Source organism: Variovorax sp. J31P207 (assembly GCF_030316965.1).
Taxonomy (GTDB): domain Bacteria; phylum Pseudomonadota; class Gammaproteobacteria; order Burkholderiales; family Burkholderiaceae_C; genus Variovorax; species Variovorax ginsengisoli_B.
On the sequence record NZ_JASZYN010000006.1, the window covers coordinates 87,774 to 112,718 of the forward strand.

A 24,945-nucleotide genomic window follows, 5' to 3' on the forward strand; every position below is an offset into this window, starting at 1 on the left:
GCTATGAATGTTGGGGAGCCGAGGATTGTAGGGTGGCGGCCCAGGCGGCCAGGTCGGTCAGCGCCCGGGTGGTCTGGGCCCCGCTGCCGTCGCGCAGCGACTTGACCGTGACCTCGCCGCGGGCGAGCTCGTCGGCGCCGAAGACCAGCGCATGCGCCGCGCCGCTGGCGTCGGCCTTCTTGAACTGCGACTTGAAGCTGCCGAGGCCGTCGGCCGTGGCCGCGTGCATCTGGGCCCGCAGGCCGGCGTCGCGCAGCTGCTGCAGGGTGCGCAGCGCCACCGGCATGGCGGCGGCGTCGGGCACCACCGCGTAGACGTCGGGGACCGGCAGCGGGATCGGCGTGCCCTGCTCTTTCACCAGTTCGAGCACCCGTTCGACACCCAGTGCCCAGCCGACCGCCGGCGCGGGCTTGCCGCCGATCTGCACGATCAGGTCGTCGTAGCGGCCGCCGGCGCAGACCGTGCCCTGCGAGCCGAGGCGGTCGGTCACGAACTCGAAGACGCTGAGGTTGTAGTAGTCGAGCCCGCGCACCAGGCGCGGGTTGATGGTGTAGCCGATGCCGTTGGCGTCGAGGATCGCGCGCAGGCCGTTGAAGTGCGCGAGCGAGGCCTCGCCCAGGAAGTCCATGAGCCTGGGCGCCGACTCGACGACCTCCTTCATGGCCGGGTTCTTGGTGTCGAGGATGCGCAGCGGATTGCTGTGCAGGCGGCGCTTGCCGTCCTCGTCGAGCTTGTCGGCGTGCTGCTCGAAATGGGCGATCAGCTGCGTGCGGTGCAGCGCCCGCTCGGCCGGCTGGCCCAGGCTGTTGAGTTCGAGCCGCACGTCGGTGAGGCCCAGGGCCTTCCAGAGCGCGCTGGCCAGCAGGATCAGCTCGGCATCGACGTCCGGACCGGCGAAACCCAGCGCCTCGGCACCGATCTGGTGGAACTGCCGGTAGCGTCCGCGCTGCGGACGCTCGTGGCGGAACATCGGGCCCATGTACCAGAGCCGCTTGCCGCCGTCGTACAGCAGCGAATGCTCGGTCACGGCGCGCACCACGCTGGCGGTGTTCTCGGGACGCAAGGTGAGCGCCTCGCCGTTGAGCTTGTCTTCGAAGGAGTACATCTCCTTCTCGACGATGTCGGTGACTTCGCCGATGCCGCGGACGAACAAGGCCGTCTGCTCGAGGATGGGCGTGCGGATGTTGCGGTAGGCGTAGCGGCCCATCAGGTCGCGCACGATGGCTTCGAGCCATTCCCAGCGCGCCGAATCGGGCGGCAATATGTCGTTCATGCCTTTGACGGCACTGATTTTTTCAGCCATGGATGGAGCTCAGGCGACCTCGGAAGCGATGCCGCTGCCGAAGCGTTTTTGAATGTAGGTTTCGACCAGCTGGTGGAACTCGTTGGCGATGTTGTCGCCGCGCAGCGTGAGGGCCTTCTGGCCATCGATGAAGACCGGCGCCGCCGGCGCCTCGCCGGTGCCGGGCAGGCTGATGCCGATGTCGGCATGCTTGCTCTCGCCCGGCCCGTTGACGATGCAGCCCATGACGGCCACCTTCATGGTCTCGACACCCGGGTACTTGTTGCGCCAGACCGGCATCTGCATGCGCAGGTAGTCGTCGATCTGCTTGGCCAGTTCCTGGAAGGTGGTGCTGGTCGTGCGCCCGCATCCCGGGCAGGCCGTGACGCTGGGCACGAACACGCGCAGGCCCAGCGCCTGCAGGATCTCGTTGGCGATCAGCACCTCCTGGGTGCGCGATTCGCCGGGCTGGGGGGTCAGCGAGACGCGGATCGTGTCGCCGATGCCTTCCTGCAGCAGGATCGACAGGGCGGTGGCCGAAGCCACCGTGCCCTTGGTGCCCATGCCGGCTTCGGTGAGGCCCAGGTGCAGCGTGTAGTCGCAGCGCCGGGCCAGTTCGCGGTAGACCGAGATCAGGTCCTGCACGCCGCTCACCTTGCAGCTCAGGATGATCTGGTTGCCGGCCATGCCCATCGATTCGGCCAGCTTCGCGGAATCGATGGCCGAGGTCACCAGCGCCTCGTACATGACCGACTTGGCGTCCCAGGGTTCGGCCCGGGCGCTGTTGACGTCCATCAGGCTGGCCAGCAGCTCCTGGTCGAGGCTGCCCCAGTTGACGCCGATGCGCACCGGCTTGTTCCAGCGCATCGCGGCGTCGATCATCTGGCCGAACTGGCGGTCCTTCTTGTCGCCCTTGCCCACGTTGCCCGGATTGATGCGGTACTTGCTGAGCGCCTCGGCACAAGCCGGATAGTCGGTCAGCAGGCGGTGGCCGTTGTAGTGGAAGTCGCCGATCAGTGGCACGTCGATGCCCATGCGGTCGAGCTGCTCGCGGATGTAGGGCACCTGCGCAGCGGCCTCGGGCGTGTTGACCGTGATGCGGACCATCTCGGAGCCGGCGATCGCCAGCTCCTTGACCTGGATCGCGGTGCCGATGGCGTCGACGGTGTCGGTATTGGTCATCGACTGCACGCGCACCGGCGCATCGCCGCCGACGGTCACGGTGCGCGGCCCCCAGACCACCTGGGCCTGGCGCGAGCGGCGCGGCCGGGGCGCGGCGGGTTCGATCGGCAGGCAGCCGAAGGGGTTCTGGGCATCGGTCATGTCGGGCTCGATCAGGGTTTGACTTCGAAGCGTGCCACGCCGCCGGAACGCGCGAGCGGCGTAAGGTCAAAGGGCTTGCCGCGCACACGCACGTCGACCGCCGACGCCCGGCCGATCACGACCGACAGCGGGAGCGCGCCGGTCAGCCCGACGGTTTCACCGGCCTTGACCGTGCGGCGGATCAATTGCTTGCCGCCCGCCTCGGTCACGGTGATCCAGGATTCGTCGCGGGCGACGAAGACGATCAGGTCGTTGCTCACGGCCGCGGCCGGCGGCTCGGCCACCGCCTGCGCTTCGACGGGCGCGGTGTCGGCCGGCGGCGGCAGGACCGGGGGTGCGCTCGGCGCCGTCGGCTCCACGGCCGCCGCTGCCGGCGTGCCGCTGGCGGTCGCGGTGTCGCTGTGCGAGCCCAGGCCCGAGAACACCGCGCCGACCCGATCGAAGGCCGACTGCGGCAGCCAGAACAGCACGGCGGCGCCGAGCAGCAGCAGCACGACCACGACCAGCAGCGCCCGCGACGGCAGGCCGCTGGTGCCGGAACCCGAGCGCGGCGCCGCCGACTTCAGGCTCTTGCTGATGGTGCGGTCGGCATCCGCCAATCCGGGCCGCTGCGCACCGGGCAGCTTCGCCAGCACCGGCTGCGGATCGATCCGCAGCGCCCGGCAGACACTGGCCGCGAGCGCGCGCGCGAACACGGCGTCGGGCAGGGCCTCGATGTTGTCGGCCTCGAGCGCGGCCAGCTTCTGCGGCGACACCTTGAGCGCCGCGGCGACCATGTCGATATGCAGGCCGTGCGCCTCCCGCGCCTCGCGCAGCATGGCGCCGGCCGACAGGTTCGTGCTGTCGCCACCGACCAGGGGCACCGCGGCCGAAGCCCCGAATTCACTCGCTCGCTCAATCATTGAAATTTCCGCGCTCGTACGCGATCGCCTCCCGCGACTGGGGGAAGCGCCGTTGCAATTGGTCCGCCAACCGCGAGACCGCTTCGCGGTTGCCGAGTTGACGTTCGATCTTGATGCCGAGCCACAGCGACTCGGCGCTGGCCGACGGGCTGTTGTTGACGCGGCGGATGTAGAACTGGGCCCGCTGCCAGTCGTTGCGCTGGGCCAGGATCGAGGCCAGGTTGTAGCCGATCACCGGATTGCCGGCATCGATTTCGTAGGCCTGCATCAGGCTGCGCTCGGCTTCGGGCTTCAGCCCGGCCTTGAGCTGGCAGACGCCCTGCGTCATCAGCGTCTTGGCGCGGTCGGTGTAGGTGGCGATGGCGAGCGCGGCCGAGAACTGCTGCTGCGCATCGGCGAAGCGGTTCTGCTGGCACAGCAGCCAGCCGTAGTTGTGCAGCACGTTGGGCTCGCGCGGATCGAGCGCGATGGCGCGGCGGAAGCTGTCTTCGGCCTGGGCCGGATCGTCGAGCCGCATGTAGACCAGGCCGCGCAGGTTGTAGGCGTCCGGGAAGCTCGGATCCGCCGCCAGGGCCTGCTTGATCTCGTCGAGCGCCACCGTGGTCTGCCCGGCCTGGAAGTAGCCGACCGCCAGCTCGGTGCGCAGCTTGGCGCGCTTGCGGCCATTGGATTCATCGGAGTCCGTCACGATGGCCGCGTCCCTGCCGGGGGAAGTCTGCACCACGCCATTCCGCGTGTTGACGCAGCCTGCCAGCAGATAGGCTGCAGCGACGCCACAGGACACCTGCAGCAGCAGCGTGCGTGCATTCGGAAACGCCTTGCTCATCGGATCATTGCTCCTCGGCAGTGGGGGTGGCGGCCTGGCGGGAGGCCGGGTGCAGGATCACGGTGCGCCGCTGCGCCATCCGTTCGGCCGCGTGGGTGCGGTCTTTCACGTCGCCGGCGAGCTGGCCGCAGGCGGCATCGATGTCGTCGCCGCGCGTCTTGCGCACGGTGGTCACGATGCCCGCTTCGCTCAGTACCTTGGCGAAGGCCAGGACCCGGGGCTGCGGCGAGCGGAGCAGGCCCGAGGCCGGGAATGGGTTGAAGGGAATCAGGTTGAACTTGCAGGACACGCCGGACGAACGCACGAGTTCCAGCAGCTGGCGCGCATGCTCGGGCTGGTCGTTGACGCCGTCGAGCATGCAGTATTCGAAGGTGATGAAGTCGCGCGGGGCATGCGCGAGGTAGCGCTTGCAGGCCTCGAGCAGTTCGGCGATCGGGTATTTGCGGTTGAGCGGCACGAGGTCGTCGCGCAGCGCATCGTTGGGCGCGTGCAGCGACACCGCGAGCGCCACCGGGCAGTCTCCGCCGAGCCGGTCGATCATCGGCACCACGCCCGAGGTCGACACCGTCACGCGGCGCCGCGACAGGCCATAGGCGTTGTCGTCGAGCATCGTGCGCAGCGCCGGCACCAGCGCCGCATAGTTCTGCAGCGGCTCGCCCATGCCCATCATCACGACGTTGGAGATCACGCGTTCGACGCGGCCCAGGTGCTTGCGCAGGAAATGCTCGGCGAACCACAGCTGGGCCGTGATTTCGCCGGTGGTGAGATTGCGGCTGAAACCCTGGTGCCCGGTCGAACAGAAGCGGCAGCCGACGGCGCAGCCGGCCTGCGACGACACGCACAGCGTGCCGCGGTCGTCCTCGGGAATGAACACGGCCTCGACCGCATTGCCGTCGCCGACGTCGAACAGCCACTTGATGGTGCCGTCGGCGGATTCGTGCTGCGTGATGACCGGCAGCGCCTCGACCCGTGCCGTCGTCGCGAGCTTCTCGCGCAGCGACTTGGCGAGGTCGGTCATCTGCGCGAAATCGCTGGCGCCGCGCTGGTGGATCCAGCGGAACAGCTGCGTCGCGCGGAAACGCTTTTCCCCCAGCCGTTCGCAGAACGCGGCCAATCCCTCCAGATCGAAGTCGAGCAGGTTGGCCGTGGTCATTGCGTCAGGCGGGCTCGCCCTCAGCGGGCGTAGACGTTCAGGCCGGCGAAGAAGAAGGCGATCTCGACCTGCGCCGTTTCGGGCGCGTCGGAACCGTGCACCGCGTTGGCATCGATGCTGTCGGCGAAGTCGGCGCGGATGGTGCCGGGAGCGGCCTTCTTGGGGTCGGTGGCGCCCATCAGGTCGCGGTTCTTGGCGATCGCGTTGTCGCCTTCGAGCGCCTGCACGAACACCGGACCGGAGATCATGAACTCGACCAGGTCCTTGAAGAAGGGACGCTCCTTGTGGACCGCGTAGAACTGCTCGGCTTCGCTGCGCGACAGGTGGATCAGCTTGGCTGCCACGATCTTGAGGCCGGCGGCCTCGAAGCGGGAGACGATCTTGCCGATGACGTTCTTGGCGACAGCGTCGGGCTTGATGATGGAGAGGGTGCGTTCGATGGCCATGGAAGTGCTTTCTTGAGAGCTTGAATCTGAATGAGTTCCGTCACGGCCGCAACATGCGGGTTGCAAGCCTTGACAAAGCCTCTGATTTTAACCGGCGCGGGAGCATTCCCTCGCCGAGGGCGGGCGAAAGGCCGCGCCGGTTCGCCGAATTCAGCGGCCGCGGCGTCGACCTCCACCGCCACCGCCGAAGTTTCCGCCACCGCCGCCGCCGCCACCGGGTCCACCGCGACGCGGGCCCTGGCGCTGCTCCTTGCGCTGGCGCGAGAAGCTGTCGGTGCCGATGTAGCCGAGCGAGGTCTTCATCGGATCGGGCTGGTTGGCACCCCCGGGGGCGCGGTCGTCACCCGGGCGGCTGCGTCCCTGCGGACCGGGGCCGGGCCCCTGCCCTGGCGGCCGGTCGCCACGGTTGCCGCGGCGCCCCTGGGGCGGGCCCTTGCCGCCGCCGCGGTCCGGGCGCGCACCCGGGCCATGGGCCAGCGGATTCGGGATCGACTCGCGGGCGTCGCCCTGCGCGCCGCCGTTGCGGTTGCCACGGCGCTTGCGATTGCGGTTGCGCCCGCCGTTGTCCTGGCCCGGCCCCTGGCCCTTGGGCCCGTTGCCATGCCGAGGGGCGCGTTCGCCGCCACCGCCGGCGGCCTGGAACAGGGCCTGGATGTCGCGCTCGTCGAGCTCCATCCAGGCGCCGCGCTTGAGTCCGCGCGGCAGCACCATCGCGCCGTAGCGGATGCGGATCAGCCGGCTGACGGCATGGCCGACCGACTCGAACAGGCGCCGCACCTCGCGGTTGCGGCCCTCGGAGATGGTGACGCGGTACCAGCAGTTGGAACCTTCGCCGCCGCCCTCCTCGATGGTGCCGAACTGGGCCATGCCGTCGTCCAGCCGCACGCCTTCGAGCAGCCGCTTCTTCTCCTCGGCACTGAGCGCGCCGAGCACGCGCACGGCGTATTCGCGCTCCAGGCCGAAGCGCGGATGCATCAGCTGGTTGGCGAGTTCGCCCGAACTGGTGAACAGCAGCAGGCCTTCGGTATTCAGGTCGAGGCGGCCGACCGACTGCCACTTGCCCTGCTGCAGGCGCGGCAGCTTGCGGAACACGGTCGGCCGATTCTGCGGGTCGTCGTGCGTGACGACCTCGCCGACCGGCTTGTGATAGGCGATGACGCGCGCCGGCGGCGGCGCGATCCGGTAGCGGATCGGCTTGCCGTTGATCTTGACCTGGTCGCCGTACTGGATGCGCTGGCCGATGTGGGCCGGCTCGTTGTTGACCGAAATGCGGCCCTGCAGGATGAGCTGCTCCATTTCGAGCCGCGAGCCCAGGCCGGCCTGCGCCAGCACCTTGTGGAGCTTGGGCGAATCGGCCTCGGGCAGCAGCACCCGCTTGAGCGGGGGCACCTCGGGGCTTTCCTCGTCGGCGTCGAACTGGCCGGAGATCACGTCGGCGAAGCGGATCGGCTCGGGCGGCGGCGCGTTGCGCTGCTCGCGTTCGGCGGCGCGGCGGGCGCGGTCGAGGTCGTCTTCTTCCTCGTCCGGCTCTTCCTCGTCCTCGTCCTCGTCTTTTTCCGCTTCGTCGCGGGCAGCGGCGACGGGGACCGGCGCGGCCACCGGCGCGGGCGGCTGCGGCGGCGGCGCGTCCTCGGCCACAGCCACGGCCACGGCCTCCGGCGCCGCGGCCAGGGTGGCCGGCGCGGCCGCTTCGGCCGCGCCCTCCTCCACGGCGGGGACTTCGACCGGCTGTTCGACGGCCACCTTGGGCTTGCGGGGGCGGCGCTTGCGCGGCGCGGCTTCGCCTTCGGCGGCCGCTACGGGTGTCTCGACCGCGGGCAGTTCGGACGCGGCGTCGGCCGGCAGCGCGGCTGCATCATCAGGATCAATGGGGCTCATGGTCGGGTTCCGGAAGGGGCGGCGGTGGTGTCGACCTCGTCGGGCGCCGCTTCGGCGTCGACGGGCGAGGGAATGGGGGGTTCGAAAGGCTCGGGGGCAGCCACGGCGACAGCCTCGGCCTCGATCTCGATCTCGACCTCGGCCAGGAGCAGCGCTTCGGCCGGCAGGTCCTCGATCGGCAGCGCGGGCTGGTCCTCGCCGGCCGCCTGGCCGAGCGCGTCGATCAGCGCGCCCTGTTGCGCCGGCGTCTCGATCAGCGGCAACTGGTCCAGCGAAGCCAGGCCCAGGTCGTCGAGGAACTGGCGCGTCGTCGCGTAGAGCGCCGGCCGGCCGACGGTTTCGCGATGGCCGATCACCTCGACCCAGTTGCGGTCTTCGAGCTGCTTCAGGATCAGCGAGTTGATCGTGACGCCCCGGATGTCCTCCATGTCGCCCCGCGTGACCGGTTGCCGGTAGGCGATGATCGCCAGCGTCTCGAGGACTGCGCGGGTGTAGCGCGGCGGCTTCTCGGGATGCAGCCGATCGAGGTGGTCGCGCAGTTCGGGCCGGCTCTGGAAGCGCCAGCCACTGCCCACGCTCACGAGTTCCAGGCCGCGCTGCGACCAGTCTTCCTGCAGTTCAAGCAACAGCGACTTGATCGTGTCGGCGCCCAGTTCGTCGTCGAACAGCACGCGCAGTTCGCGCACCGGCAACGGCTGGGTCGAACAGATCAAGGCGGTTTCGAGAATGCGCTTGGCATCCGCCGTATTCATGGTTCGCGTTATCCAGGAAAAGGCGCCTCGAGGACGCTAGTTCAGAAGGATGGAAGGAGGCGCTGCCGACACGTGGCGAAAAGCAACGCAAAGCCGGCAATCAGGCGGCCGGCGCGGCCCTCGGGACCGTCAGGCGCGATTGTAATCCAGCCCCCACTCGGAGAAACCCTGAAGCAGGTCCGGCGGCGGCGGCGAGCGAAACGCCATCGGCTCGTGCGTGACCGGATGCGCGAATCCGAGCCTGAAGGCATGCAGCGCCTGCCGCGTCAGGCCGGCCGCGGGCGCACCGCCGTAGAGCGCGTCGCCGACCAGCGGATGCCCGATCGACGCCATGTGGACCCGGATCTGGTGGGTCCGGCCGGTTTCGAGCGTGCAGCGGACCGCGCAGCCCTGCTCGGTGCCGTCGAGCAATTCGACCAGCGTGCGGGCCGTCTTGCCCGAATGGCGCTCGAGATCGACCACGGCCATGCGCAGCCGGTTGCGCGGATCGCGCCCGATCGGGGCGTCGACATGGCGCGCGCGGGCCCCCTGCCAGCTGCGGTGGGCGAGCGCCAGGTACTGGCGCTTGACCTCCCGTGCCGCGATCGACGCCACCAGGGCATCCATCGCCTGGCGGCTCCGCGCCACCACCATCAGGCCGCTGGTGTCGCGGTCGAGGCGGTGCACGATGCCGGCGCGCGGCAGCAGCGCCGCCCGGGGATCGAGCGCCAGCAGGCCGTTGAGCAGCGTGCCGCTCCAGTGGCCCGGCGCCGGATGGACCACCAGACCGACCGGCTTGTCGATGATGCGCAGGTGGTCGTCCTCGTACAACACGGCCAGGGCCATCGGCTCGGCCTTGAAGGCCTGGCTCTGCGGCGTCGGCCGCAGTTCGATCTGCCCGGCCTCCCCGGCATGGACGGTCGCCGAGGTCTTGGTCAGCACCCGCCCCTGGATCTCGACCATGCCGGCGTCGATCAGCTGCTGCAGGTAGCTGCGCGAGAACTCCGGCACCAGTGCCGCGAGCGCGCGATCGAGCCGCTGGCCATGCTCGGCGGCGCCGATCACGAAGGCGCGGACTTCGCTGGCGGCGGAGAGCTCCACGCCCTCGTCATGGTCGGCCGCCTCAGGGGCGTCCGCCAGGGGGTCGGCCGATATAATCGAGGGCAACTGTTTCACGAAAGCCTTATCTGATGTTTCGCGCCAAATTATCGGTCGTCCCCGGCTGGCTGGCCTTGTGCGCCGCAGCGTGGCTGGTGGCCGGCTGCTCGACGACCGAAGCCGACAAGACCGCGAACTGGAGCCCCAACCGGATCTACTCCGAAGCCAAAGACGAATCGAACTCCGGCGCCTACGACAAGGCCGTTCCGCTGCTCGAGAAACTCGAAGGCCGCGCCGCCGGCACCCCGCTCGCGCAGCAGGCCCAGCTGGACAAGGCCTACGCCCAATGGAAGGCCGGCGACAAGGTGCCGGCGATCGCCACCCTCGACCGCTTCATGAAGCTCCACCCGGCCAGCCCGGCGATCGACTACGCGCTCTACCTCAAGGGCGTGATCAACTTCAACGACGACCTCGGGCTGTTCTCGTGGATGACCCGCCAGGACCTGTCCGAGCGCGACCAGAAGGCGGCCAAGGAATCCTTCGAGTCGTTCAAGGAACTGGTGACCCGCTTCCCGGAGTCGCGCTACACGCCCGACGCGCGGCTGCGCATGAACTACATCGTCAATTCGCTGGCGCAGTATGAAGTGCACGTGGCGCGCTACTACTACACCCGCGGCGCCTACCTGGCGGCGATCAACCGCGCCCAGCTGGCGCTGTCCGACTACCGCGAAGTGCCGGCACTCGAAGAGGCGCTGTACATCATGTACATGTCCTACGACAAGCTCGGCATGAACGACCTGCGCGACGACGCCCAGCGCGTCCTGACCAAGAACTACCCGCAGAGCGAATACCTCACGCGAGGCTTCCGGGCCAAGGACGATCCCTGGTGGAAGCTCTGGTAGGCCGCTGGCCGTTCATCTCCTGAGCGCGGCGATCTCGGCGTCGAGTTCGGCCTCGCCCTCGATCCTGCGCATCGGCGGCAGCGCGGCCAGCAGGCGCTTGCCGTAGCCCATCGCGACCAGGCGCGTGTCGCAGATCACCAGCACGCCTTGGTCGGATTCGCGCCGTATCAGGCGGCCGGCACCCTGCTTGAGCGAGACTGCGGCCTCCGGCAGCGAATACTCCCCGAAGGCGCTTCGCCCTTGTGATTCGAGCCGCTGCGAGCGCGCCTCGACCAACGGGTCGTTGGGCGGCGGGAACGGCAGCTTGTCGATCACCACCAGCTGCAGCGCATCGCCCGGCGCATCGAAGCCCTCCCAGAACGAGGCCGACGCGACCAGCACGCAGCCCGCCCGGCCCTCGCTGGCGCCTTCGCGGAAGCGGTCCATCAGCACCCGCTTGGGCAGCTCGCCCTGCACCAGCACCTCGGGCCGCTGTCCGGCCTCGAGGCGCTCGAACTGCGCCTTCATCGCGTCGCCGATGGTGCGCAGCGCGCGCAGGGTGGTGGTCAGGACCAGCGTGCGTCCGCCCAGGGCCCCGGCGCCCCGTGCGGCCAGCAGCGCGACCTGCTGGCTGTGGGCCGGGTCGTTCGGCTTTGGAAAGACACGCGGCACGAACAGCGCGGCCTGCCGCGCGTAGTCGAAGGGGCTCTGGACCCGGAGCACTTCGGCGTCCTCGAGGCCGCAGGGTTCGGTGAACCAGCGCAGCTTCGGGTCGTCGCCCAGGGTCGCCGAGGTGAACACCCAGGCCCGCCCTTGCGCGTCGTCGTCGTCGTCGTCATCGTTGTCCTCCTCCGGCTCGGCACCACCGGTCTTGAGCACGCGCGACCGCACCGCCTCGGCGATGTCGAGCGGCGATTCGATCAGCCGCAGCTGCGTGCCCACGTCCACCCAGCGCACCGAGCCGAGCGCGCAGGCCTCGGCGAAGCGCTCGGCGCGCTGTGCAAGCTGCTGCGCCCGGTCGTGCAGCCGGACGAAATCGGGTGACAGCTCGCTGACCGTGTCGAGGCCGCGCGCCGCGTCGGCGAAGGCCTGCTGCAAGGCGCCCAGCGCCTCCTCCCAGGCCGCCGCGGGAACGCCTTCCGGCGCCGGGCCGGCCCAGCGCAGCTTGGCGCCGGGCCATTGCTTGCCGACCGCCAGCCGCAGGTCGCGGGCGCCGCGCTCGACCGCCGCCACCAGTTGCTGCCAGTCGACCAGGCCGCGCGCCTGCTGCAGCCCGGCCGCCAGCATGTCGCGGGCGAAATCGAGCGCCTGCCCGGTGCCGAGCTGGACCCCGAGGAACTGCACGCCGGTCTCGTTGAGCTGGTGCGCCTCGTCGAACACCACCACCCGCACGCTCGGCAGCAGTTCGGCCATGCCCGATTCGCGCACCGCCAGGTCGGCAAAGAACAGATGGTGGTTGATGACCACCACGTCGGCCGCCATGGCCTCGCGCCGCGCCAGGTTGACATGGCAGGGCTTGAACTGCGGACACTGCGCGCCGAGGCAGTTGTCGCGCGTCGACGTGACCAGAGGAATCAGCGGCGAGCGCTCGTCGAGCCCCGGCAGCTCGGCCAGGTCACCGGTGCGGGTGGCCTTGGACCACTGCTCGATCTTGGCCAGCGTGCGCAGCGAGCCGCGCTCCGGCAGCGAGGCGTCGTGGCGCGCGAGGTCGAGCCGGTGCAGGCAGAGGTAGCTGGCCCGGCCCTTGAGCAGCGCGGTGCGCACCGGCAGGCCCAGCGCCGTGACCAACCGCGGCAGGTCGCGGCCGAAGAGCTGGTCCTGCAGCGTCTTGGTGGCGGTCGAGAGCAGCACCCGCTCGCCGCTCAGCAGCGCCGGCACCAGGTACGAAAACGTCTTGCCGACGCCGGTGCCGGCCTCGACCACCAGCACGCCGCCTTGTTCGATGGTGCGCGCCACCGCCAGCGCCATCTGGGTCTGGCCCTCGCGCTCCCGGAACTGGTCGGCGGCATGCGAGAGCACCCCGCCCTGCGCGAAGACCTCGCGCACTTCTTGTTCGAGCGGCATCAGGCGGGCTCTTGGGGGTCGAGCAGGTCGACCAGCCGCGCGATCTGGTCGCGCAGGGCCAGCCGCCTCTTCTTCAGGCGCCGCAGCAGCAGTTCGTCCTGCGGCACGACGTCGGCCAGCCGGTCGATCGTGGCATCGAGGTCGGCATGCTCGATCCGCAGTTCGATCAGCTGGCGGGAAAATGAGTGAAGATTGGAGTCCAAGGGCACGCAGTCAAAAAAGCGAAGCGGCGACCGTCCGGCCGGCGCGTATGTTCGCTCGATAATACGTCTTCGTTCCGTCAGCACCCTCACAACAAGAACCGCGCCATCGGCGCAACAGCGCCACATGACCCGAGGCTTTCGACTCGCCGCCGCCACCGGTCTCCACAAGGGAGACCGCCCCTACCAGCAAGACCAGGTCCTGGTCGTCACCCACCCCCGCGTGCCGGGCTGCGTGCTGGCGGTCATCGCCGACGGCATGGGCGGGCGCAGCGGCGGGCGCAAGGCCTCCGACCAGGTGCTGCTGACCGCGCGCCAGCTCTTCTCCCGCTACAAGCCCGGGCGCGACGAACCGGTCGGCATGCTGCGCCAGCTGCTCGAGGACGCCCACACCGTGATCAAGCTCACGGCGGTGTCCAGCGAGCAGGAGCCGCACAGCACGCTGGCGGCCTTCCTCATGAACCCGGAGGGCGACTGCGCCTGGATCCACGCCGGCGACTCCCGCATCTACCACTTCCACGATGGCCGGCTGATCAAGCGCACCAAGGACCACTCCTACGTGCAGGTGCTGGTGGACCGCGGCGAAATCGACGAGGACGAGGCCAGCGTCCATCCCCAGGGCAACATCCTGCTCGGCTGCCTCGGCATGAAGTCGACCCCGCCCCCGGTCGACGTCCACCTGATCCCGCGCCTGAAGGCCGGCGACGTGCTGATGGCCTGCAGCGACGGCCTATGGCACTACTTCAGCCCGATCGAGATGGGCGAACTGCTGGCCGAGAAGCCGCCGCGCGAAGCCGTCGAGCTGCTGGTCGCCGAAGCCCGCCGGCGCGCCCACGGCGGCGGCGACAACATCTCGATCGTCGTCGTGAAACTCGAAGACCTGCCTAAGGACGAGTAGGCGTCGCGGCCGGAGTGGCCGGGGTGGCCGGGGTCGCCGCGGTTCCCGGATCGGGCAGGGGCGCCGAGCGCGGCTTGGTCCGGTCGGCGTTTCGCTTCTGGTTGTCCGCCCGATGCTGGTCGGCCTGCTGCTGCTTGTCCTCGTAGGCCTGGCGCGCAGCCGGCGCTTCGGCGCGGCGGCGCGCCGCCTTCGCCTGCTCCTCGGCATGGGCACGCTGCTTGTCGTCGAACTGGCGCTGCTTCTCGGCCGCTTCGCTGGCTGCCTGGGTGCGGCCGGCCGCATGGTCGGCGGCGCGCTGCTCGCGATCCTGCTGCGATTTCAGCGACTCCTCGCGCTTTGCATCGGCCTCCTTGGCGCGCGCACTGCTGCCCTTGTCGTCGAGCTTGTCGAGTGCCGCCGCGCCGCGGCGCTTGCGCTCCAGATCATTGATCTCCGCTTCCTGGCGCTTGACGTCGTCGGTGGCCACGCGGCGGCGCTGCCGGCTTTCCTGCAGGCAACCCTCGACCGCGAACTTCTTGTAGCAGGCGGCCCGGTCGGCGTCGTAGCGGGCGCTGATCGCCTTGCGCTCCTCGGCCAGGCGGGCGCGCTCGACATCGATGTCGGCGCCGGCCGCGGTCGCGTTCGACTGCGCCCAGAGCGGCACCGCGACAAGGGCCGAGAGCAAGGCAAGGACGATGTTCTTCATGTGAGGCGGGTGTCGACGGTGCGCCGCTCCAGCGCCAGGAACTCGGTCGACTGCATCTCGTTGAGCCGCGACACGGTGCGAGGAAATTCATGGGCCAGGGGCCCTTCGGTATACAAGGCCTCGGGCGGGACCTCGGCGGACATGATCAGTTTCACGCGCCGATCGTAGAACACGTCGACCAGCCATGTGAAACGACGTGCTTCAGAAGCCATCCGCACCGGCATGTACGGCACGTCGGACAGCAGCACGGTGTGGAACTGGGTCGCGATCTCGAGGTAGTCGTTCTGCGAGCGCGGACCGCCGCACAGTGTCTTGAAGTCGAACCAGACCACGCCCCCGGCCTTGCGCCGGGCATGGATCTCGCGCGACTCGATGTGCAGCACCGGATTCTCGTCGGCGCTCTCGGCCAGCCGCTCGAAGGCCTTGCGCATCTCCTTGTCGGCGGCGGCGCCGTTGGGCGTCAGGTAGAGGCGCACCTGCTCGAGCGTGCGGCGCCGGTAGTCGGTGCCGTTGTCGACGCTGAGCACCTCCAGCCGCTGGTTGAGCAGCGCGATCGCCGGCAGGATCCGGTCGCGGTGCAGGCCGCCCGGGTAGAGGTCGTCCGGCTTGAAGTTGGAGGTGGTGACGAAGCCCACGCCGTTCTCGAACAACGCCGCCAGCAGCCGGTGCAGGATCATCGCATCGGTGATGTCGGCGACATGGAACTCGTCGAAGCAGATCAGCTTGTAGCGCTTGGAAATCCGCAGGCCCAGTTCGTCCAGCGGGTTGACCGTGCCCTGCAGCTCGGCCAGCTCGCGATGGACCTCGCGCATGAACTCGTGGAAGTGCAGTCGCGTCTTGCGCCTGAGAGGGACCGCGTTGTAGAAGCAGTCCATCAGGAAGCTCTTGCCGCGCCCGACGCCGCCGTACATGTAGACCCCGCGCGGGATCTCCGGCCGGTTGATCAGCTTCTTGAAGGCGTTGGAGCGCTGCGCCTTGTACTCGCCCCACTCGCGCGCGCAGCGGTCGAGGGCTTCCACGGCGCGCAGCTGCGCGGGGTCGCTTTGGTAACCCCGCGCCGCCAGCTCCGCGTCGTACGCCTGCCTGACAGTAGTCACGAACTCAGAAGTTCAGGGTGCGCTTGTCGACGGCAAGGGCCGCTTCCTTCGTCGCCTCGGACAGCGACGGATGGGCGTGGCAGATGCGCGCGATGTCTTCGGCGCTGGCCTTGAACTCCATCGCCACCACGGCTTCGGAGATCAGCTCGCTCACCATCGGTCCGACCATGTGGACGCCGAGGATCTCGTCGGTGGCCGCATCGGCCAGGAACTTGACCATGCCGGTGGTGTCGCCCAATGCACGCGCCCGACCGTTCGCGAGGAACGGGAAGGTGCCGGCCTTGTAGGCCCGGCCGCTGGCCTTGAGCTGCTGCTCGGTCTGGCCGACCCAGGCGATCTCGGGCGAGGTGTAGATCACCCACGGGATCGTGTTGAAGTTGACGTGGCCGTGCTGGCCCGCGATGCGCTCGGCCACCGCCACGCCCTCTTCCTCGGCCTTGTGCGCCAGCATCGGGCCGCGCACCACGTCGCCGATGGCCCAGACGCCGGGCAGGCTGGTGCGGCACTCTTCGTCGACCTCGATGGCGCCGCGCTCGTCGAGCTTCAGGCCCACCGCTTCGGCGTTGAGGCCGATGGTGTTGGGCACGCGGCCGATCGAGACGATCAGCTTGTCGACCTCGAGCGACTGCGCGCCGCCCTTGGCGTCGGTGTAGGCGATCGAGACGCCTTTCTTGCCCGACTTGACCTCGCCGACCGTGACACCGAGCTCGATCTTGAGGTTCTGCTTGGTGAAGGCCTTGAGCGCCTCCTTGGCGATCTGCTCGTCGACCGCGCCGAGGAAGGTCGGCAGCGCTTCGAGCACCGTGACCTCGGCACCGAGGCGGCGCCAGACCGAGCCCATTTCGAGGCCGATCACGCCGGAGCCGATCAGCGCCAGCTTCTTCGGTACGGCGCCGATGCGCAGCGCGCCGTCGTTCGAGAGGATGTTCTCCTCGTCGAACGGTGCGCCGGGCAAGGGACGCGCGTTGGAGCCGGTCGCGACGATGACCTGCTTGGCGGTGATGCTCTCTTCGGCAGCGCCCGAGACCTTGATTTCGTAGCCGGCGTCGGAGGCCTTCACGAACGAGCCGCGGCCATGGAAGAACGCGACCTTGTTCTTCTTGAACAGGTAGACGATGCCGTCGTTGTTCTGCTTCACGACGGTGTCCTTGCGGGACAGCATCTTGGCGACATCGAGGCCCAGGCCTTCGACCTTGATGCCATGGTCGGCGAAGCTGTGGCCGGCGTGCTCGTAGTGCTCGGAGGACTGCAGCAGCGCCTTCGAGGGAATGCAGCCGATGTTGGTGCAGGTGCCGCCGAGGGCAGGACCGCCCTTGGCGTTCTTCCACTCGTCGATGCAGGCCACGTTGAAGCCGAGCTGTGCCGCGCGGATCGCAGCCACGTAGCCGCCGGGGCCGCCGCCGATGACGACGACGTCGAATTGCTTGTCAGACATCCGGTGCTCCTCAGATGTCGAACAGGAGGCGCGACGGATCTTCCAGCGCTTCCTTCATGGCGACCAGGCCCAGTACGGCTTCGCGGCCGTCGATGATGCGGTGGTCGTAGCTCATCGCGAGGTAGTTCATCGGGCGAACGACGACCTGGCCGTTCTCGACCACCGCGCGGTCCTTGGTCGCGTGCACGCCCAGGATGGCCGACTGCGGCGGGTTGATGATCGGGGTCGACAGCATCGAGCCGAAGGTGCCGCCGTTGGAGATCGAGAACGTGCCGCCGGTCATCTCTTCGATGCCCAGCTTGCCGTCCTTGGCCTTCTGGCCGAACTCGGCGATCTTCTTCTCGATGTCGGCGAAGCTCATCTGGTCGGCATTGCGCAGGATCGGCACCACCAGGCCGCGCGGCGAACCGACCGCGATGCCGATGTCGAAATAGCCGTGGTAGACGATGTCGTTGCCGTCGACCGAGGCGTTGATCACCGGGTACTTCTTGAGCGCATGCACCGCGGCCTTCACGAAGAAGCTCATGAAGCCGATCTTGACGCCGTGTTCCTTGGTGAACGCATCCTGGAACTTCTTGCGCATCTCCATGACCGGGGCCATGTTGACTTCGTTGAAGGTGGTCAGGATGGCGTTGCTCGACTGCGATTGCAGCAGGCGCTCGGCGATGCGCGCACGCAGGCGGCTCATCGGCACGCGTTCTTCCGGACGGTCGCCGAGGTCGGGCGCGCGGGTCGGCGCGGCGACCTGCGGCAGCGCGGCCTTGGGCGCGCCGGTCGGCACGGGCACGGGTGCCGCCACCTTCGCGGTGGTGCCGGCCGCCACGGCGCCGAGCACGTCGCCCTTGGTGACGCGGCCATCGCGGCCGGTGCCGGCAACGTCGCCGGTGCTCAGCTTGTTGTCCGCCAGCAGCTTGGCGGCCGCCGGCATCGCGACGTCGGACTTCGAGCCGCCGGTGGCGGCGGCAGCGGCGGCGGCCGGTGCGGGGGCTGCGGCCGGCGCGGCGGCCGGTGCAGCGGCGGCAGGCGCGGCGGCGCCGGCCTTGCCCTCGGTGTCGATCCTGGCGATCAACTGCTCGGCCGTCACGGTGGCACCGTCGCCCTGGACGATCTCGGCCAGCACGCCCGCCGCGGGGGCCGGCACTTCGAGCACGACCTTGTCGGTCTCGATCTCGATCAGGATTTCATCGATGGCGACGGCATCGCCGGCTTTCTTCTTCCACTGCAGCATGGTGGCTTCGGCCACGGACTCGGACAACTGGGGAACCTTGACTTCTACGATGGACATTTCTATGTGCTCGCTTCGTGTTTCTTTGGAGTGGGATCAGAGCGCTCTCGGCGCTCTTTTTTTACTTGGTCAGCACGAAGCCTTTGAGCTTGCCGAACGCGCCGTCGACCAGCGCCTTCTGCTGTTCCTGGTGCAGGTGCGAGTAGCCGACCGCCGGCGATGCCGAGGCGGCACGGCCGGAGTAGCCGAGCTTCTGGCCTTCCTGCATGTTCTCGTGGATGTAGTGCTGCACGAAGAACCAGGCGCCCTGGTTCTGCGGCTCGTCCTGCGACCAGACCACGTCCACCAGGTTCGGGTACTTCTTGAGCTCGGTGGCGAAGGCCTTGTGCGGGAACGGATAGAGCTGCTCGACGCGGATGATCGCCACGTCGTCGGCGCCCTTCTCCTCGCGCTTCTTGGCGAGGTCGTAGTAGACCTTGCCCGAGCAGGCGATCACGCGCTTGACCTTCTCGGCCTTCAGGTCCTTGCTGTCGGGAATGACGGTCTGGAAGCCACCCTTCGTGAACTCGGACAGCGGCGAGGTCGCGTCCTTGTTCCGCAGCAGCGACTTCGGCGTCATGATGATCAGCGGCTTGCGCAGGTTGCGCACCATCTGGCGGCGCAGCACGTGGAAGATCTGGCTGGCCGTGGTCGGCTGCACCACCTGCATGTTGGTGTCGGCCGCCAGCTGCATGAAGCGCTCGAGGCGCGCCGAGCTGTGCTCCGGGCCCTGGCCTTCGTAGCCGTGCGGCAGCATCAGCGTGATGCCGTTGACGCGGCCCCACTTGACCTCGCCCGAGGCGATGAACTGGTCGATCACGACCTGCGCGCCGTTGACGAAGTCGCCGAACTGCGCTTCCCAGATCACCAGCGTGTTGGGATCGTTCGAGGCGTAGCCGTATTCGAAGGCCAGCACCGCTTCTTCGGACAGGATCGAGTCGATGACGACGAACGGGGCCTGGTTGTCGGCCACGTTCTGCAGCGGCACATAGGTGCCTTCGTCGAACTTCTCGCGGTTCTGGTCGTGCAGCACCGCATGGCGGTGCGTGAAGGTGCCGCGGCCGCTGTCCTCGCCCGAAAGGCGGACCGGATAGCCGCTCGCCACCAGCGAGGCGAAGGCCATGTGCTCGCCCATGCCCCAGTCGACATTGGCGTCGCCGCGGCCCATCGCGGCGCGGTCGTCGAGCACCTTCTTGACCAGCGGATGCACCGTGAAGCCTTCGGGCGCCTTCGTGATGCGTTCGGCCAGCCGCTTCCATTCGGCGGTCGGGATCGCGGTGTCGCCGGCGTCGGTCCACTTCTTGTTGAGGAAGGGGCTCCAGTCGACCGCGTACTTGCTCTTGAAGTTGGTCAGCACCGGGTCGGAGGTGTTCTTGCCGGCGTCGAAGGCGGCGCGCTGGGCCTTGACCATATCGTCGCCGAGCGTGGCGCCGAGGCCCTGGGCCGCCAGCTTGTCGGCGTACAGCTTGCGCGTGCCGGGGTGCTGGGCGATCTTCTTGTACATCAGCGGCTGCGTCAGCGCCGGCGTGTCCTGCTCGTTGTGGCCGAGCTTGCGGAAGCAGATGATGTCGACCACCACGTCCTTCTGGAATTCCATGCGGAACTCGAGGGCGAGCTGGGTGGCCAGCACCACGGCTTCGGGGTCGTCGCCGTTCACGTGCAGCACCGGCGCCTCGATCATCTTGACGATGTCGGTGCAATACAGCGTCGAGCGGCTGTCGCGCGGGTCGCTGGTGGTGAAGCCGATCTGGTTGTTGATCACGATGTGGACCGTGCCGCCCGTGGAATAGCCGCGGGTTTCGGCCAGCGCCAGCGTTTCCATCACGACGCCCTGGCCCGCGAAGGCGGCGTCGCCGTGCACGATCACCGGCAGCACCTGCTTGCCGAGCGGGTCGGCGCGGCGGTCCATGCGCGCGCGCACCGAGCCTTCGACCACCGGATTCACGATTTCGAGGTGCGAGGGGTTGAAAGCCAGGCTCAGGTGGACCGGGCCGCCGCCTGTGGTCACGTCGGAGCTGAAGCCCTGGTGGTACTTGACGTCGCCGCTGGGCAGGTCTTCAGGGGCCGTGTGGTCGAACTCGGCGAACAGGTCGGCCGGCAGCTTGCCGAGCGAATTGACGAGCACGTTGAGGCGGCCGCGGTGGGCCATGCCGATCACGATCTCCTGGACGCCCTTGATGCCGGCCTGGTTGATCAGCTCGTCCATCGCGACGATGAAGCTCTCGCCGCCTTCGAGCGAGAAGCGCTTCTGGCCGACGTACTTGGTGTGCAGGAAGCGCTCGAGGCCTTCGGCGGCCGTGAGCCGCTCCAGCACACGCTTCTTCTGCTCGGCACCCAGCTGCGGGTTGGTGCGGGCGCTTTCGAGCTTCTGCTGCCACCAGCGCTTCTGGCCCTGGTCGGTCATGTACATGTACTCGGCGCCGATGGTGCCGCAGTAGGTCTCGCGCAGTGCGTTCAGCAGGTCGCGCAGCGACATCGTCTCCTTGCCGAAGAAGGTGTTGCTGGTGTTGAACACCGTTTCGAGGTCGGCGTCGGCGAAGCCGTAGAACGAAGGCTCGAGCTCGGGAATGGCCGGACGCTCGGTGCGCTTGAGCGGGTCGAGGTCGGCCCAGCGGGCGCCGACGTTGCGGTAGGCGGCGATCAGCTGCTGGACCGCGGTGCGCTTGCGGCCGAGCTCGGAGTCGGCGCCGCTGGCCACCACCACCTTGGTGGTGCCCTGCTTGGCACGCTCGGCGAAGGCGTTGACCACCGGCAGGTGGGGCACGTCCTTGGCATTGCTGCCGTCGGTGGCGGGCACGTTCTGGAGCGCATCGAAATACGAGCGCCAGTTGTCGGGCACGCTGCCGGGATTGGAGAGGTAGTTTTCGTACATCTCTTCGACATAGGGCGCATTGCCGCCGAAGAGGTAGGTGTTGCCTTGGTAGGCGCTGTAGACGGACGAAGCCGTCGACGAGGAATCGCTCATATTCCGCTGACCTTCGCTTCCCTGAAGGAAGCACTAGCTGGTTAAGAAACCTTCCGCGACACGGCTGGACCGATTGGCGGATGCGACTGTGGCTGGGGAAGGGCCTGAGTACTCTCGCATTGTGCCACGACGCGCATATGACGGTGCGAGAGCACTCTTCAAGGCCAGGAAGTCCGCCCCTGTTCGAAGCCGCCTTAAAGTGGCATCCTGCGCATCCTGGGTGCGCCGCACCGTCCTTGGAGGTCCGCATGGCAGCTCGTTCGATCGCTTCCCTGTCCCTGGGTTTCGGTCTGGTCTCGATTCCGGTCAAGCTGTATTCCGCGACCGAGAGCAGCAGCACCGTGAAGTTCAACCTCCTGACCCGCGATGGCTCCCGCGTGAAGCAGCAGTACGTGTCCGAAAAAGACCCGGCGACCGTCGTTCCGCGCTCCGAGATGGTCAAGGGCTACGAATTCGAGAAGGATCGCTATGTGCTGTTCACGCCCGATGAACTCAAGGCGGTCGAGGAAAGCGCGAGCCACGCGATCGACATCGTGAGCTTCATTCCCGAGAAGGCGGTCGACCCGATCTACTACGACAAGGCCTACTACCTCGCCCCCGACAAGCGCGGCGGCAAATCCTATTCGCTGCTGCGCGCCGCCATGCAGGAAAGCGGCCGCTGCGCACTCGCGAAATGGGCCTGGAAGGGCAAGCAGTACGTGGTCCAGGTGCGCGCCGCCGAAGACGGCCTGGTGCTGCAGCAGCTGCTCTACGCCGACGAGGTCCGGTCGCTGAAGGAACTCGATATCGAGCAGGTCCAGCCCTCGGACGCGGAAGTGAAGCTCGCGCTCCAGCTGATCGACCAGATCGCCGAGGACAGCTACGACCCGACGCAGTTCGTCGACGAGGAAAAGCAGCGCATCCTGGCCGCCATCGATGCCAAGATCGCCGGCAAGCAGGTGGTCGCGGCCGAGGCGCGCGACGCCGACGCGGGCGGCCAGATCATCGACCTCACCGAAATGCTGCGCGCCAGCCTGGCCCGTGGCGGCACGGCCGGCCAGCGCGCCGCGCGGGCGCCCGCCGACAAGGTCACGCCGCTGGCCTCGAAGGAGCGCAAGGGCGTGAAGCGGGCCAGCGCCAAGGCGCCCGAGGCCGAGGCGCCGGCGCGCGCGCGATCGAGAAAGTGAAGCCGTCGCCGCCGCCGGCGCCCCATACCCTGCGCGGCATCCAGGAGATGCTGGGCCTGTCGCGCAGCGCGGTCGCCAGACTCATCGCCCATGGCTTCGTCAGCCCATCGCGCGGACCGCGCAACGAATACCGCTTCTCGTTTCGCGACGTCGTCCTGTTGCGCACTGCCCACAAGCTGCAACTGGCCGACATCCCGACGCGCAAGATCGTGCGCGCGCTGCAGCGGCTCAAGGGCACGCTGCCAGCCGAACTGCCGCTGAGCGGACTGCGGATCACCGCCGTCGGCAGCGAGGTCGCCGTGCACGAACGAGGCAGCCGATGGGCGGCGGAGTCGGGCCAGTTGCTGATGGACTTCGATGTCGCGGCGATGAGTGGCACGGTGGCCTTCGTCGAGCGCGGCCCGGCCGAGGCGCCGGCGCTCGTCCAGTCCTCGGCCGAGGCCCTGTTCGCGCAGGCCGAGGCCCTGGAGCCGAGCGACCCGGCCGCGGCCGAGCGCGCCTACCGCCGCCTGCTCGAGGGCGCGCCGGCGCATGCCGACGCCTACCTGAATCTCGGCGCCCTGCTCTGCGAATCGGGCCGCCACGCGGAAGCCGTGGCGCTGTACGACGAGGCACTCGCCCAGTGCCCCGACGTCGCCCTGCTGCATTTCAATCGCGCGGTGGCGCTGGAAGACCTCGAACGCTACCCAGAGGCCCTGCTGGCCTACGACCGCTGCCTCACGCTCGACCCGGCCATAGGCGACGCTCACTTCAATGCGGCGCGCCTGCACGACCACCTGGGCGACGAAAAGAAGGCGATCCGGCACTTCAGCGCCTATCGACGCCTCCAGGACAAATGAACGAATTCGGCTTTTTTCACTCTGCCGGCAGAATCGGCACTCCATGAAAACGATTCTCGACACGAGCCCCGACGCTGCAGACGACTGGGCGACGCGGCTCACCGCTGTGACAGCCGACGCCGACCTGCGCGCCAGCGGCCTGATCGAGGTCTCGATCGGCAGCCTGCTGCGCGTGGTGCGGGAGCAGCTCAAGCTCGAGGTGGTCTTCATCGGCGAATTCGTCGACGGCGCCCGGGTGTTCCGCCACATCGCCTCGCGGACCGAAGACGCCGTCATCAAGCAGGGCGAGGGCCATCCCCTCGACGAAACCATCTGCCAGCGCATCGTCGACGGCCGCATGCCCTGCCTGACGCCGGACGTCGCAAGTGTCCGTTCGGACTACGGACTTCCCCTCTACTACGAAGCGCTGGGCGCCCATATCGGGGTGCCGGTGCGCCTGTCGGACGGCACGCTGTACGGCATGTTGTGCGGCTTCAGCTTCACGGCCTGCCCCCATCTGGACGAGCGCGACGTCCGGCGCCTGGAGATGGCCGCCCATGCCACGGCGCGGCTGATCGCGCAGGCCGAGGGGCGTGACTTCGAGCCGCTCGCCTTTGCCCACTGAGGTCCGGTCGCGGGCCATCCCCCATATGGCGGATTCACTTCCGCGCGGGCCTCGTCCAGACTGGGGCCAGTGACTCCCCATCGCTCCGCCGCCATCGTTTCGGTACGCCGCAAGTCGGCACTGCTGGCGGCCATCTCCCTGCTGCTGGCCGCCGCCGCGCTGCAAGGCTACGCGGCGGGCTATCCGCTCGGCATGGCGCTGCTGGCGGCCGCCACCGTGCAGGCCGGCATCTGCCTCACGATGTTCAGCAGCCGGCTGCTGAAGACCGTGCTGGCGGCCAATTTCCTGCTGTTCCTGTGGCACGCCCTAGTCATCAGCCATTTCCTGACCCCTGACGGCGGGCCGGCCGTGTTCCAGCTCGGCGACTTCGCCTCGGCCGTGCTCGGCAGCGCCTCGCTGGTGTTCACGCCGGTGGAGACCATGGCCCTGATCGTCCGCGACGCCTATCTGAAGCGGCTCCGGCGGCCCCGTCGCGGCGCCCCGCCCTGAAGCGCCCCGCGTCTCGAGGGTCCGGCCGTCAGCGAATCAGGGCCTGCAGTTCCCTGAACCGCGGATGCTCGGCCGTGCGCAGCCATTCGAAGCCGACCATCTCGGTGGTCACGAGTTCGGCACCCGCGCCGGCCAGCCGGTCGAAGGCGGCGTCGCGGTTGCGCTCGGTGCGCGAACTGCACGCGTCGGTCACGACCCAGACCTCGAACTCGTCCTCGAGCAGGTCGAGCGCCGTCTGCAGCAAGCATACGTGGGCCTCGCAGCCGGCGATCACGATGGTGTTGCGCTCCTCGGCCGCGGCGGGCTTCTGCAGGTGCTTGGGAAGGCTGCGGGCGTTGCCTTGCGGCGCTTTCGCCGGCACGCGCAGCCATTCGCCCAGGCCCTCCTCAGCACCGCTGAAGTGCATCTTGGCGAGCGTGCGCTGGCACAGCGCGCGGATCTCGGGCAGGTTCTCGCCGAGCTTGGACGGGTTCTGCTCGGTGCCCCAGATCGGGACCTCCACCAGCCGGGCCATTTCTCCCAGGCGGACCGCGTTCTTCGCGACGGCCTCGGCCTCGAAGATGGCCGGCATCAGGCGCGCCTGGTAGTCGACCAGGACCAGTTGGGATTGGGAGGCATCGAGCAGCATGGGAGTCTTTCGCGAAATACGGTGTGATCCCGGACCGTACCACCGTTGCACGAGGACTTCCGGCCCGCGCGTGCCGCGGCGGGGGAACGCG

The 24,945-nt window shown here is 68.6% G+C and carries 23 protein-coding genes; 6 read left to right on the forward strand and 17 right to left on the reverse strand.

What is annotated here, in order from left to right:
• Position 1 precedes the first annotated feature (1 nt).
• The 9 genes from hisS to QTI68_RS21035 form a co-directional block, all read right to left on the reverse strand.
• Positions 2 to 1,303 (reverse strand): histidine--tRNA ligase, encoded by a 1,302-nt coding sequence (gene hisS / locus QTI68_RS20995; RefSeq protein WP_286524106.1) that lies wholly within the window; start codon positions 1,301 to 1,303, stop codon positions 2 to 4.
• Between the two features lie 9 nt (positions 1,304 to 1,312).
• A complete protein-coding gene (gene ispG / locus QTI68_RS21000) occupies positions 1,313 to 2,605 on the reverse strand; it encodes a flavodoxin-dependent (E)-4-hydroxy-3-methylbut-2-enyl-diphosphate synthase (protein ID WP_286524109.1) in 1,293 nt (430 codons plus the stop codon).
• Between the two features lie 11 nt (positions 2,606 to 2,616).
• On the reverse strand, positions 2,617 to 3,507 hold the full coding sequence (locus tag QTI68_RS21005) for a helix-turn-helix domain-containing protein (RefSeq protein ID WP_286524110.1): 891 nt from the start codon (positions 3,505 to 3,507) through the stop codon (positions 2,617 to 2,619).
• Positions 3,500 to 4,333 carry a type IV pilus biogenesis/stability protein PilW gene (pilW, locus tag QTI68_RS21010; RefSeq protein WP_286524111.1) on the reverse strand — a complete coding sequence of 278 codons (834 nt, stop codon included), beginning with the start codon at positions 4,331 to 4,333 and terminating at the stop codon, positions 3,500 to 3,502. Before pilW ends, QTI68_RS21005 begins: the two co-directional genes overlap by 8 nt.
• Before the next feature lie 4 nt (positions 4,334 to 4,337).
• On the reverse strand, positions 4,338 to 5,486 hold the full coding sequence (rlmN, locus tag QTI68_RS21015) for a dual-specificity RNA methyltransferase RlmN (RefSeq protein ID WP_286524113.1): 1,149 nt from the start codon (positions 5,484 to 5,486) through the stop codon (positions 4,338 to 4,340).
• A gap of 20 nt (positions 5,487 to 5,506) precedes the next feature.
• A complete protein-coding gene (gene ndk, locus QTI68_RS21020; RefSeq protein WP_286524114.1) occupies positions 5,507 to 5,932 on the reverse strand; it encodes a nucleoside-diphosphate kinase in 426 nt (141 codons plus the stop codon).
• A gap of 150 nt (positions 5,933 to 6,082) precedes the next feature.
• Complete coding sequence (locus QTI68_RS21025) at positions 6,083 to 7,810, reverse strand: pseudouridine synthase (RefSeq protein ID WP_286524116.1); 1,728 nt, start codon at positions 7,808 to 7,810, stop codon at positions 6,083 to 6,085.
• Positions 7,807 to 8,562, reverse strand: coding sequence for an SMC-Scp complex subunit ScpB (gene scpB, locus QTI68_RS21030; protein ID WP_286524117.1), 756 nt, complete (start codon positions 8,560 to 8,562; stop codon positions 7,807 to 7,809). Before scpB ends, QTI68_RS21025 begins: the two co-directional genes overlap by 4 nt.
• A 129-nt stretch (positions 8,563 to 8,691) precedes the next feature.
• The gene (locus tag QTI68_RS21035; protein ID WP_503011718.1) at positions 8,692 to 9,717 is read right to left on the reverse strand and encodes an RluA family pseudouridine synthase; all 1,026 of its coding nucleotides are present in this window, start codon (positions 9,715 to 9,717) and stop codon (positions 8,692 to 8,694) included.
• Between the two features lie 14 nt (positions 9,718 to 9,731).
• Between QTI68_RS21035 and QTI68_RS21040 the strand changes: the two genes are divergently transcribed.
• Positions 9,732 to 10,541: an outer membrane protein assembly factor BamD gene (locus QTI68_RS21040; protein WP_286524119.1), complete on the forward strand. Its 810-nt coding sequence runs from the start codon at positions 9,732 to 9,734 to the stop codon at positions 10,539 to 10,541.
• Positions 10,542 to 10,553: 12 nt separating this feature from the next.
• On the opposite strand, the gene yoaA is transcribed toward QTI68_RS21040, so the two are convergent.
• Both yoaA and QTI68_RS21050 read right to left on the reverse strand, forming a co-directional pair.
• Positions 10,554 to 12,584 carry a DNA repair helicase YoaA gene (yoaA, locus tag QTI68_RS21045; protein WP_286524120.1) on the reverse strand — a complete coding sequence of 677 codons (2,031 nt, stop codon included), beginning with the start codon at positions 12,582 to 12,584 and terminating at the stop codon, positions 10,554 to 10,556.
• The gene (locus QTI68_RS21050; protein WP_286524121.1) at positions 12,584 to 12,787 is read right to left on the reverse strand and encodes a DUF465 domain-containing protein; all 204 of its coding nucleotides are present in this window, start codon (positions 12,785 to 12,787) and stop codon (positions 12,584 to 12,586) included. Before QTI68_RS21050 ends, yoaA begins: the two co-directional genes overlap by 1 nt.
• Positions 12,788 to 12,911: 124 nt before the next feature.
• Between QTI68_RS21050 and QTI68_RS21055 the strand changes: the two genes are divergently transcribed.
• A complete protein-coding gene (locus QTI68_RS21055; RefSeq protein WP_286524123.1) occupies positions 12,912 to 13,682 on the forward strand; it encodes a PP2C family protein-serine/threonine phosphatase in 771 nt (256 codons plus the stop codon).
• Here QTI68_RS21055 and QTI68_RS21060 read toward each other — a convergent pair.
• The 5 genes from QTI68_RS21060 to QTI68_RS21080 form a co-directional block, all read right to left on the reverse strand.
• Positions 13,669 to 14,367, reverse strand: coding sequence for a hypothetical protein (locus QTI68_RS21060; protein WP_286524126.1), 699 nt, complete (start codon positions 14,365 to 14,367; stop codon positions 13,669 to 13,671). The genes QTI68_RS21055 and QTI68_RS21060 overlap by 14 nt on opposite strands.
• The gene (zapE, locus tag QTI68_RS21065) at positions 14,364 to 15,464 is read right to left on the reverse strand and encodes a cell division protein ZapE (protein ID WP_286507640.1); all 1,101 of its coding nucleotides are present in this window, start codon (positions 15,462 to 15,464) and stop codon (positions 14,364 to 14,366) included. Before zapE ends, QTI68_RS21060 begins: the two co-directional genes overlap by 4 nt.
• A gap of 4 nt (positions 15,465 to 15,468) precedes the next feature.
• Positions 15,469 to 16,899, reverse strand: a complete 1,431-nt coding sequence (gene lpdA / locus QTI68_RS21070; RefSeq protein ID WP_286524127.1) for a dihydrolipoyl dehydrogenase — start codon at positions 16,897 to 16,899, stop codon at positions 15,469 to 15,471.
• A 10-nt stretch (positions 16,900 to 16,909) separates the two neighbouring features.
• Complete coding sequence (gene odhB / locus QTI68_RS21075; RefSeq protein WP_286524128.1) at positions 16,910 to 18,184, reverse strand: 2-oxoglutarate dehydrogenase complex dihydrolipoyllysine-residue succinyltransferase; 1,275 nt, start codon at positions 18,182 to 18,184, stop codon at positions 16,910 to 16,912.
• A 61-nt stretch (positions 18,185 to 18,245) separates the two neighbouring features.
• Positions 18,246 to 21,128: a 2-oxoglutarate dehydrogenase E1 component gene (locus QTI68_RS21080; protein WP_286524130.1), complete on the reverse strand. Its 2,883-nt coding sequence runs from the start codon at positions 21,126 to 21,128 to the stop codon at positions 18,246 to 18,248.
• Positions 21,129 to 21,376: 248 nt separating this feature from the next.
• On the opposite strand from QTI68_RS21080, the gene ku reads away from it, so the two are divergent.
• The 4 genes from ku (at position 21,377) to QTI68_RS21100 (ending at position 24,226) form a co-directional block, all read left to right on the forward strand.
• Positions 21,377 to 22,294: a non-homologous end joining protein Ku gene (ku, locus tag QTI68_RS21085; RefSeq protein ID WP_286524132.1), complete on the forward strand. Its 918-nt coding sequence runs from the start codon at positions 21,377 to 21,379 to the stop codon at positions 22,292 to 22,294.
• On the forward strand, positions 22,291 to 23,133 hold the full coding sequence (locus QTI68_RS21090) for a tetratricopeptide repeat protein (protein ID WP_286524133.1): 843 nt from the start codon (positions 22,291 to 22,293) through the stop codon (positions 23,131 to 23,133). The genes ku and QTI68_RS21090 overlap by 4 nt, the downstream gene beginning before the upstream one ends.
• A 43-nt stretch (positions 23,134 to 23,176) precedes the next feature.
• The gene (locus QTI68_RS21095; protein ID WP_286524134.1) at positions 23,177 to 23,737 is read left to right on the forward strand and encodes a GAF domain-containing protein; all 561 of its coding nucleotides are present in this window, start codon (positions 23,177 to 23,179) and stop codon (positions 23,735 to 23,737) included.
• Between the two features lie 69 nt (positions 23,738 to 23,806).
• A complete protein-coding gene (locus tag QTI68_RS21100) occupies positions 23,807 to 24,226 on the forward strand; it encodes a hypothetical protein (RefSeq protein WP_286524136.1) in 420 nt (139 codons plus the stop codon).
• 28 nt (positions 24,227 to 24,254) lie between these two features.
• Here the strand turns inward: QTI68_RS21100 and QTI68_RS21105 are convergent, their stop codons facing one another.
• On the reverse strand, positions 24,255 to 24,854 hold the full coding sequence (locus QTI68_RS21105; RefSeq protein ID WP_286524137.1) for an isochorismatase family protein: 600 nt from the start codon (positions 24,852 to 24,854) through the stop codon (positions 24,255 to 24,257).
• Between the last annotated feature and the right edge of the window lie 91 nt (positions 24,855 to 24,945).

Coding starts and splice junctions, on each gene's coding strand:
- pilW (WP_286524111.1), bottom strand. CDS start 4,333: ATGAGCAAGGCGTTTCCGAATGCACGCACGCTGCTGCTGCAGGTGTCC.
- hisS (WP_286524106.1), bottom strand. CDS start 1,303: ATGGCTGAAAAAATCAGTGCCGTCAAAGGCATGAACGACATATTGCCG.
- QTI68_RS21095 (WP_286524134.1), top strand. CDS start 23,177: ATGAAAACGATTCTCGACACGAGCCCCGACGCTGCAGACGACTGGGCG.
- QTI68_RS21080 (WP_286524130.1), bottom strand. CDS start 21,128: ATGAGCGATTCCTCGTCGACGGCTTCGTCCGTCTACAGCGCCTACCAA.
- rlmN (WP_286524113.1), bottom strand. CDS start 5,486: ATGACCACGGCCAACCTGCTCGACTTCGATCTGGAGGGATTGGCCGCG.
- QTI68_RS21105 (WP_286524137.1), bottom strand. CDS start 24,854: ATGCTGCTCGATGCCTCCCAATCCCAACTGGTCCTGGTCGACTACCAG.
- yoaA (WP_286524120.1), bottom strand. CDS start 12,584: ATGCCGCTCGAACAAGAAGTGCGCGAGGTCTTCGCGCAGGGCGGGGTG.
- lpdA (WP_286524127.1), bottom strand. CDS start 16,899: ATGTCTGACAAGCAATTCGACGTCGTCGTCATCGGCGGCGGCCCCGGC.
- QTI68_RS21055 (WP_286524123.1), top strand. CDS start 12,912: ATGACCCGAGGCTTTCGACTCGCCGCCGCCACCGGTCTCCACAAGGGA.
- QTI68_RS21025 (WP_286524116.1), bottom strand. CDS start 7,810: ATGAGCCCCATTGATCCTGATGATGCAGCCGCGCTGCCGGCCGACGCC.
- QTI68_RS21040 (WP_286524119.1), top strand. CDS start 9,732: ATGTTTCGCGCCAAATTATCGGTCGTCCCCGGCTGGCTGGCCTTGTGC.
- QTI68_RS21060 (WP_286524126.1), bottom strand. CDS start 14,367: ATGAAGAACATCGTCCTTGCCTTGCTCTCGGCCCTTGTCGCGGTGCCG.
- ispG (WP_286524109.1), bottom strand. CDS start 2,605: ATGACCGATGCCCAGAACCCCTTCGGCTGCCTGCCGATCGAACCCGCC.
- ndk (WP_286524114.1), bottom strand. CDS start 5,932: ATGGCCATCGAACGCACCCTCTCCATCATCAAGCCCGACGCTGTCGCC.
- ku (WP_286524132.1), top strand. CDS start 21,377: ATGGCAGCTCGTTCGATCGCTTCCCTGTCCCTGGGTTTCGGTCTGGTC.
- QTI68_RS21005 (WP_286524110.1), bottom strand. CDS start 3,507: ATGATTGAGCGAGCGAGTGAATTCGGGGCTTCGGCCGCGGTGCCCCTG.
- odhB (WP_286524128.1), bottom strand. CDS start 18,184: ATGTCCATCGTAGAAGTCAAGGTTCCCCAGTTGTCCGAGTCCGTGGCC.
- scpB (WP_286524117.1), bottom strand. CDS start 8,562: ATGAATACGGCGGATGCCAAGCGCATTCTCGAAACCGCCTTGATCTGT.